The 8,570-nt window shown below is 50.0% G+C and carries 11 protein-coding genes; all 11 read right to left on the reverse strand.

Features of this window, described 5'->3' with window-relative positions; all coding sequences use genetic code 11:
- A partial coding sequence (locus tag AWV70_RS23150) for a baseplate J/gp47 family protein (RefSeq protein WP_201024436.1) occupies positions 1-497 on the reverse strand: 497 nt, incomplete at its 3' end.
- Position 498: 1 nt separating this feature from the next.
- The gene (locus AWV70_RS21390) at positions 499-921 is read right to left on the reverse strand and encodes a DUF2634 domain-containing protein (RefSeq protein WP_082713759.1); all 423 of its coding nucleotides are present in this window, start codon (positions 919-921) and stop codon (positions 499-501) included.
- Positions 921-1,373: a DUF2577 domain-containing protein gene (locus AWV70_RS21395; protein WP_060210498.1), complete on the reverse strand. Its 453-nt coding sequence runs from the start codon at positions 1,371-1,373 to the stop codon at positions 921-923. The genes AWV70_RS21390 and AWV70_RS21395 overlap by 1 nt, the downstream gene beginning before the upstream one ends.
- Positions 1,370-2,455, reverse strand: coding sequence for an XkdQ/YqbQ family protein (locus AWV70_RS21400; protein ID WP_060210499.1), 1,086 nt, complete (start codon positions 2,453-2,455; stop codon positions 1,370-1,372). The genes AWV70_RS21395 and AWV70_RS21400 overlap by 4 nt, the downstream gene beginning before the upstream one ends.
- Positions 2,452-3,150, reverse strand: coding sequence for a LysM peptidoglycan-binding domain-containing protein (locus tag AWV70_RS21405; protein WP_060210500.1), 699 nt, complete (start codon positions 3,148-3,150; stop codon positions 2,452-2,454). The genes AWV70_RS21400 and AWV70_RS21405 overlap by 4 nt, the downstream gene beginning before the upstream one ends.
- Positions 3,150-5,411 carry a tape measure protein gene (locus AWV70_RS21410; RefSeq protein ID WP_060210501.1) on the reverse strand — a complete coding sequence of 754 codons (2,262 nt, stop codon included), beginning with the start codon at positions 5,409-5,411 and terminating at the stop codon, positions 3,150-3,152. The genes AWV70_RS21405 and AWV70_RS21410 overlap by 1 nt, the downstream gene beginning before the upstream one ends.
- 197 nt (positions 5,412-5,608) lie before the next feature.
- On the reverse strand, positions 5,609-6,013 hold the full coding sequence (locus AWV70_RS21415; RefSeq protein WP_060210502.1) for a phage tail assembly chaperone: 405 nt from the start codon (positions 6,011-6,013) through the stop codon (positions 5,609-5,611).
- A gap of 62 nt (positions 6,014-6,075) precedes the next feature.
- A complete protein-coding gene (locus AWV70_RS21420; RefSeq protein WP_060210503.1) occupies positions 6,076-6,495 on the reverse strand; it encodes a phage tail tube protein in 420 nt (139 codons plus the stop codon).
- Between the two features lie 32 nt (positions 6,496-6,527).
- Complete coding sequence (locus AWV70_RS21425; protein WP_060210504.1) at positions 6,528-7,610, reverse strand: phage tail sheath subtilisin-like domain-containing protein; 1,083 nt, start codon at positions 7,608-7,610, stop codon at positions 6,528-6,530.
- Positions 7,610-8,101 (reverse strand): hypothetical protein, encoded by a 492-nt coding sequence (locus AWV70_RS21430; protein ID WP_060210505.1) that lies wholly within the window; start codon positions 8,099-8,101, stop codon positions 7,610-7,612. Before AWV70_RS21430 ends, AWV70_RS21425 begins: the two co-directional genes overlap by 1 nt.
- 3 nt (positions 8,102-8,104) lie before the next feature.
- A partial coding sequence (locus AWV70_RS21435) for a hypothetical protein (RefSeq protein ID WP_306464410.1) occupies positions 8,105-8,570 on the reverse strand: 466 nt, incomplete at its 5' end.

An 8,570-nucleotide genomic window follows, 5' to 3' on the forward strand; every position in this document is an offset into this window, starting at 1 on the left:
AAAGGCGCGTCATTCGCGACTGCCGTAATGCCCGCGACTGTTTGGACGTATTGAGTGATTTCGCCAGCTCCAATGTTGCCTGCCGCACCGCCTTCTATTGCTTGCGCCGGCACCGTAGCCACGCCAGCAATTAACGTCGCTTCTGCGGTAGTTTCGACGTAAATGTCGCCGTCCGTATATGCTCGAAATCCAGCCGGCACGACTACGCCTTCCGAGCCGGTAATTGTAACGCTGCCTTGCGCCTTAACTGCGTCCTTCCAGTCAACGCCCAATTCCGCAGCACGTCGGATTAGAAACGGTAAGTCCGCCGTGTCTGCGTATCCGTTCAAATAGATCGCTTCGAGTTCGTAGTCGAGTAGTTCGGTTTCTTCCGCCATGACCGCAGTCATATCGTAAACAACCGCACCCTCGCGCTTGTCTACGTCATCACGTGCACGTTCGAGCATTTCCGCATGTATTTCGTCCAACGTTCTTGGCCCGTAATATTCCGTTGCCATGCTATATCGTCACCTCCTGCGTGACTTCTCCGTAAATCGAGTCGACCGTTGCCACAATAAAAACGGCGTCGCCTTGTCGCGTTGCCGTTACGTTTGTGACCGTGTTAATACGGTCGTCATATATAAGTGCCTCGCGCACCATGCGTGGTATTTCCGCCTGTATAAACGCCTCCGTGACGTCGCTTCCGAGCAAGTCTTCGAGTTCGCATCCGTAGTCATCGCTGTAAATTCGGAAGCGCGACCGGCACGTTTTAAGCGCCTTAACAATGAATTGCTTGATTGCGTCCTTGTCGTCGACCATGCCGGTGATGCGTCCACTGCCGAAATTAATGCGATAAGTGAGCGTCGGCTCCGGTTCTGCATTCGCCTCCGCGTCCAAATACGCGTCAAGTAGCTCCGTTTGATTGTCGGGTATTAACGACATTAGTAAAACACCGCCCTATCCAGTACAACGTAAACCATGTCCTCGTCCAAGCACGCAACAATAACGCGGTCGCCCGGCTTTAGTACGTCTTCGAACGTGAGTGCTGCGTCTTGCATCGCGTAATTTTCGTATGGGACTGCCTGCTCGCTACCGATACTATTACGCGCGGAATCTGCGTCTAATGGCTTGTCGCCTATTTCGGCTTGCGTCCACGTTTTCGGATATGCGTAATTGATCGAGACAATGCGCTCATGTCGCGACAAGGACTCGGCTACAATTAAGTCGTCCTTTTCGAGTACAAGTCCGTCCTGGTCAAGTTTAATGCGCAAGCTAGGAGGCGCTTCGACGACCGTTGCCAGTTCGATGTTGACCGGCTTCGAATAGCCTTGATCGCGCATAAGTTGCACGAATTTCGAGTATACGTTGCCTTCCCGTCCGATTCTTTCCGTCATTTCTTAGCCGCCTCCTTTTTCTTCTTTTCTTCCGCCTTTTGCTTCGCCGTTTTCTTCTTGGCCTTCTTCTTTTTAGGCTTCGGTTCTTCCGGCGCCTCGTATTCAATTTGCGGCAGCTCTAGTTCGCGCGTTAACGAAAGCGACATCGTATGCAAGCCGCTTGCCTCGAATTTGTGCGCATCTGCCCCAACATAAAAAGCGCCACGAATACCCGTCATAGCCTCGTTGACTAATACGGTCGTTGCGCTTGTTACCTCTATATCACCGATTACGGTTACGTTGATCTCCTGCTTTGGCTTCGCAAGTTCCGCTAGTAGTACGTCTGCTAATGGCTTTAACTTGGCCGCCGTCTTTACATCGCTGTTATGCTCATAGTGCTGCATGATTCCGTACTTAGAGGCGATTGGCGAACTAACCTCGACCGTGACCGGCTTATTCTCGTCGCCACCCGTTAGCTTAACGCGCGTCCTTACTTCCTCGATTGATTCACTGTATGATGCGTCAATTATATTGCGGCCGTTTTCAAGTGAGAGCTGTTTGACTTGCGCCGTCACTTCGACAAGTTCTAACTTGCCTGCTGCGCTACGGAACCGATAACGTTTGCCTGTCGCCTTTTGCGTTTCGGTGAGCGCCATCGTAAATATCTCGAATAACGTTTTACCGCGTACGATAAATTTCGGGATTACGTGACGTGTATTCGAGATTTGCCCCGTTTTAATCCCGTACTTGTCGCATAAGACTGTAATGATTTGAGTGGCTGTATTTCCAATAAAACGTACAGTATCACTGTTTTTAGTCATATATACGTTGTAGTCGTGCGCCTTTAGGCTTTGCGCGCCGGTTGTATCTACTGCCTTATCGAAAATTACGCCGCGAAAGAACTCTATGGTTCCGAAGTAAACGCGCACTTCTCCGCCATTTTGAAAAGGTATTCGGTACCGGCGACCGTCCGTAGTATTGTTTAGATTAATTGCGCATGTGCGATATGCTTGCGAAGTGTCCCCACTGATTTCTACATCCTTTACATAGCCGGCAAGATCGCGTAATTGTCCGTCATAATAGTAAACAACCTTTAGAATCATGAGTGTATCCTCAACACCGTGCCTTGCGGAATGACATTCGGATTGTTACCGATTGTGGCGTAGTTAGCTTCGTACACCTTGCGCCATTCCTTGCCGGCAATCTTCGGTAGCGTTTCGTTGTGCTTAACCTTGCGAGTCGTCGTCTTCGCTTTTGGTTTCGTCTTATTTACGACAGGTGGTCGCTTTTTCGTGGGAGCCTTCTTGACGGCTGGCTTTTTAGCTGTCGGACTTATCGATTTACTAACCGCTGCTTCTACGTCGATGACCGCTGGCTTCACGTCAAGGAAACGATACTCCTTTAGGGTTAGCGTGTAGTAAATGTCGCCCGGGCTACCTGCGCGCTGTATTTCGATTGGAAAGTCACGAATAGTTGCCGCATAATTTACGTCTGTCCCGGTAACGACTAGACGCAAAGGCTTACGTGTGTCGCGCCAACGTTCGATAGTCCGCACGCATTCGGCCGGCGTCGGAAAGTCCGCGTATTCACAATACGACGAGTTGTACTGTAAAGGGAAAAAGGAACTGAACGATATCTCCGCAGCTCCCCTTTCACCAATTATCGTGTATTCGCCAAACTGCGTGATATTTATGTCTGTGTTACCAAACGGTGAGTTAACGCTTAACGATGCTGGATTGACAGGCAGCCTTAACCGCTCCGCACCGCTGTTAAACGATAACCAGAATTCAATTGCCATTATGCACCCGCCTCCGCTGCTCCGTTAATTAATTCGTATAACTCCTCCGCAATCGACTTAATATCCGACTCTTGACGTACATGAAACTCGTTACCGCTAATTACGATTCCGCCAGTCGCGCCACCTTTCTTACGCTCGCGATTCTCCTGCGCTGTAACTACGGATTCACCCTTATGCAAACGCGCTTGATAGCCGTCATAAGGTACGTAGTCAATTCCGTGGTAGTTCGACTTACCTTTGCCGCCTCCACCGCCGTCTCCTTCGCTACTTTCGAATTTGACCGTACCGCCACCGCCTAATCGCGATAGCCAGCTTGGGACTTTAAAGTTCGATAGGATGTCACGGAAGCCTTTAAACCAATCGGTGATTTTCGTTATCTTTTCGCCGAGCCAGTCGAAAGCTCCGGAAATTTTATCTAATACTGGACTGACCTTTTCGAGTGTTTCCGAGAATTGTCCGCCCATGAACGATGCAAATGGCTTGATTATGTTGTCCCAAACGATTTTAAGTACGTCGAATGCAACCGCTATCGCCTGGCCAAGTAATTCGAGGATCGGGCCGACTACTTTCCACAACGTCTGGAATGCGCCCCAAATGAACGCAACTGCTGGCGCGATAACGTTATTGAATACACCAACCGCAATCTCTGCGATGATAGAAAACGCTGTACCAAGCGCGCTGAATATAGGCTGTAACGTAGCCCACAGCGTTGTAAAGATGCTCGTCGCCGTTTCTTTTGCCGTTGAGAATGCGCTAAGTAACGTTGCAATGCCCGGCTGGATCGCCTGCCATTTAGACATAAGGAACGTCACAAACTCGCCTGCTCGCATCTTAACGTCGTCAATGAATTCGGTAATTTTGCCGGCAGTCTCCGGACTAAAGCCGAGTGCCTGCGCAATATTACCGACATTACCGCTGCCGAACGCCTTAATGACATCTTTAATGCGATCGATACCGGACTTTACCTTGTCGGCAAATGCGAATATCTTGCGTACCTGCGCCGTGTCAAAACCTGCCGCTAGGAAGTCCGTCATGCCACCTGAGGTATTACCGCTAATGACTTTGAATAAGCCTTTAACGCCGCCTACTGCCTTATCAATAAAGCTGCGGAATTTATCGCTGTTTTTATATAACGCTTGGAATCCGAGCCCTAGTCCGGTCAGTGCGCCGAGTACTAGTCCGAGTGGTGACGTTAAGAATACTAACGCTGCGCCGACTGCTTTTACCGCTCCTACTACCGCAAAGAAACCACCGAGCGCTGCAACTGCGAATAATACCGCAAGCCCGAACGCTTTTAATGCGGGCATTATCGGTTTGAAGACGTTATAGATTCGCTTTAAATGCTCCGTAAAAGGGGGAATGTACGCGGCAACTTTCTTTAACGCCGTTTCGAACCGTTTACCGAAATCTCCGACCATCTGGCGCATATGTGGCAATCCATTATCAACGAGCATTTTATCGATGCCCTGAATAATATCCGTCACTCCCCGCGTTACTGCTGCGCGCATGTTATCGAAGGAAGCGCCCCAAGAAGCTCCGGCCTCTTTTGCTGCGCCTGCGATTTTAGTAACGCCGTTCGTGCCCTCCATCATCGCTTTGGTAACTACGTCTATAAAGTCCGCCGCTTTGATTTTTCCTTTCGAAAGCTCCTTCTGGACTACGTTAACATTGCGTCCAACTGCTTTCGCATACATCCCGACGCCATCAATTCCCGCGTCGTATAGTCGATTCATTTGATCCATCGCGACCTTGCCCGACGAGTACATTTTCGCAAGTGCGTCCATTACCGTTTCGAGCTGCTCGTTTGAGCCGTTTCCGTAAAAGGCAACCGCGTCACCCCACGCTGCCATTGTCTTGGTCGCCTTGCTGACGTCCATGCCGCGCGTGACAAAGTTTTGAACTGACTTAGCAGCGACGTCAAGGCCGTATGCCGTCCCAGTTACTGATTCGCGCGTTGCGTCAAGCGCTTCTTTCGTTTTCTGAACGGAGCCAGTAAGTACGGTAAGTACACGTTCAAAAGACTCCATAACGTCAATACGCGCCATCGCTGACTTGACGGAATCGCGAATCATATTAAAGCCGCCCGCAACTGCTGCGGTCAAGCCGATGGCCGCACTAATACCCGCCACCGCCGAACTAAATTGCTTGACGCTCGAAGTCATACGATTGGCTGCGCTTTCGGTCTTGCGCATGTTGGTAGTAACTCTGCCGATACGCGTTGAAAAGTCGTCTTTAAGACTAAGCCTTGCAACTAAATTCATTCGTTAAATACCTCCCCTCGACAGACGGTATTTTCGTTCCTGCCTCTTAGCGTCTGCTTGCTCTCGTTCAATCGCTAATTCTTCGGAGGCATACATAAACGCCCTATGTCGCCATTCTTTCGCGTAAACTTCGTCCGGCGGGATGCTGTGACGCTGAAATATTCGATCAAGCATCGCGGCTTCACCGCCGGCTTTTATTAGTTTTTTACTTTCTCTACCGTATCCTGTGCGTCAACAAAGCCGGATACGTCAAGAACTGCGTGTGATAGCGTCGCGATTTCGCCGGCTAATAACGCCTTTTGCACGCAATCTGCCGCATCCTTCGCTTTATAGTGCGTAAGTAGTTTCGTGTCGCTGAAATCCGGTGACACACATGCTTCCGCAATCATTAGCTTTCCGAGTTCGTCTTCGTTGACAAACGTGCGTCGATTAGCGCCTTTACCTTCCGTATACGTACATTGTTCACGCAAACTGTCAAGCCGATCGCCGGTCAGCGCCTTTACGCGGAAATCAACTTTCAATCGCTTAATGTATACCGTGTCTTCTACCTCAATACTTGCGCCAAGCAGCGCGTCTAGTGGATTAATGTTAACTTCCGCCATCTATAATCGACCTCTTTCGGGTAATTTTCGATATTAAAAGACGGAGCCGAAGCCCCGCCGCCTTACATGCGTTCGAATCCCGTAAAAACGAACTGCAACTCTTCTTCTACAATCGAACCATGTTCGTAGGTTAGAATCGGAATCGTATTAAACTGCACGCCTTTGACACGGTAAAACCCTTTCATTTCCGGATTTTCCGGATCGTCAAGTTCCGCCATAAGTTCCGTCACAAATGCGCCTTTCTTGTCGTCGAGAATTTGACTAATCGCGTCGACAAATTTAGTCGTAAGTTTGTAGCTTGTAATTGTGCCTGACATAGAAATTGTTCCCGCCTTGTGTCCGAGAACTCGCGTTCCAGCTCGTGGTACTTCTTCATAGTTGATGTCGGCATTTAGCTCGATTCCGGTCACGTTCGTAAGCCACTCACCTTCGTGATGTAACTTTCCGAACGTTCCCATGAGCGTCCTAGTAGCATCTAACATCTACGTCACCCTTTCGTCAGTTTTACGTCCAATCAGACGTTGATAGTCAAGAAAATTCGTTCCATGCTGTCGACTTCCGTGTAGCTAATCGTTAGGAATACGCAATCGCCCACCGACTCGCGTTCCGGGTCGAGCGCAACAACCGGATTCATGAGGACGTTATTCGTTTCGAGCGTTTCAAGGTATGCCTTGATAGCCGCAATCAACGTAACTTGTCCTGCAGGGTTATTGTCAATTTTGCCGATATATCGGTCTTTCGCCGTCGCCGGAATATCAGTCGCTACCGCCTGTCGTGCGCGCATAACGCGAATCTTGCCGCGCGAGATTTCATCCGATTTAGTCGTAATGCCTTGCTCGACTTTGACGTTACGCCCATCGTGTACAAGCACAAGCGAGCCGGACGTAAGCGCTTCGTTGATTTCGCTATTGCGCAAACGCTTCGTGACGTCGGATATCGGCAATGTCGCGTAAGTAATCGATTTGTTAATCGGCGTACCTGCGATAAGTCCCGCAATATATGGCGCATATTCCGACGAGGATAATTCCGTACCGTCGCCCAAAACAACGCCAGTAATCAAGTTGACTACATAAGCGTCCGCAAGTCTAATAGACCGCGCGTTACCTACCGTTGGGTCTTGATCTTCTTCCGCCATGCCTCCGAACACTGTCGCGAAATGCTTGCCTTCTTTGCGATTGCGTGCCGTCCACGCGACTGTTGAGTCTTGCTCCGCCGCATCTACTGCGCCCGGATAGACAAAGACGTTAAATTGGCGCGCCTCATAAGCATCGCGCAAGGCTACGAAATCGTACTCGGACGTTTCCGGTACTTGCGCCGGCGGTACTGCGTAGATCAAAACTTCCGCTGCGCCTCCCGCTAGTACGCGCGTAATTGGTGCTGCGTTTGCTGCGCCTACCTGTTCGTGCGCTTCCTTTTCGTTCACAACTGTATAAAACTTGCCCGCCTCGATTACACCGCCGTCATATTTAAAAATCGGTAGACCGACTACGCCGCGTGGCCCGCCCGTAATTTGCGCGAGTGCTTGCTCGACAAAATTAAGGTAGAGACCGGGCCTAATCGGAAGGGACGTTTGGTCCCATTGACCGCCATTTGCCATTAATTACACGCTCCGTTTCCTACTTTTATTTCAGTGCTGTTGCCGTTTTCCGGCTTAATATCAATCGTTATCCCGCCTATTTTCGGAGCCTTTTCGAAATGTCGCGCCTCCCGCGCCGTTGCCTGCAAGATGCCGATAATGCCGTAGACTTCCGAACCTTCCGCCTTAAAGGCCGGTGACAACGAAAAAGAACCGAGCGTAAGCCAGCCCGATTCCCCAACGTTGATTTTATGCGCACTGTTTAGGCGCCTTTGTAATGCGCTGCTTTTCGAATAGCAGTCGCGTTCAGAAGTACCGAAAACTAAGAATTGAAACTCGCGATTAAGTCGGAAGTGGTAGCCGGTTTCGCTCGCAGTGTCGCCGCCAATAAATCGTATGGCAAGTTCGCCCGCTACGTATTCTGTCGGCATATTACCGAGGTGAAACGCCGTAAATCCTATGTCAGCGACGTAGTGCCGTAGCGCCATTATTTCGTCCGTGATTTCCGCCAACCGCTACCACCCCGCTTTCTTTAGCTCGTCCATTACGTCGTCTTCGAGCCATTTCTGATACTCGTCCTTGCGTTGCTCTAGCGACTTGTCGAGGAATTTCTTTTCCGTTCCCGACGTCTGCAACTGACCGCCGCCTGCGTCTTGTTCGTGAATATAGTAGGCGTAGTTAAATCGCTTGCCTCCCGTGTCCTGAAAAGCATTCGCTTCGATTTCGACATAACCGTCCATACCCGGATTAACAACTTCGCCGTGAATTTGCCTGCGCAAGTTACTTGTATCTAGCGGCGCAATATCAACAGCACCGCGAACCCAATCGTCTTTGATGTCGCCCATTGCCGTTGTTGCTCCTCGTCCAACTGCTTTCGGCGACTTATCAATTGCGCTTAATAGCTTCGAGACATCTAGCGAAAATTCGAGCGTCATAAATACACCACCGTCAGCGTAGGTTTTCCGTTGAGCATACGGATTG

Origin of the sequence: Sporosarcina koreensis (assembly GCF_001531445.1) — a bacterium.
In the GTDB taxonomy this organism is placed as follows: domain Bacteria; phylum Bacillota; class Bacilli; order Bacillales_A; family Planococcaceae; genus Sporosarcina; species Sporosarcina koreensis_C.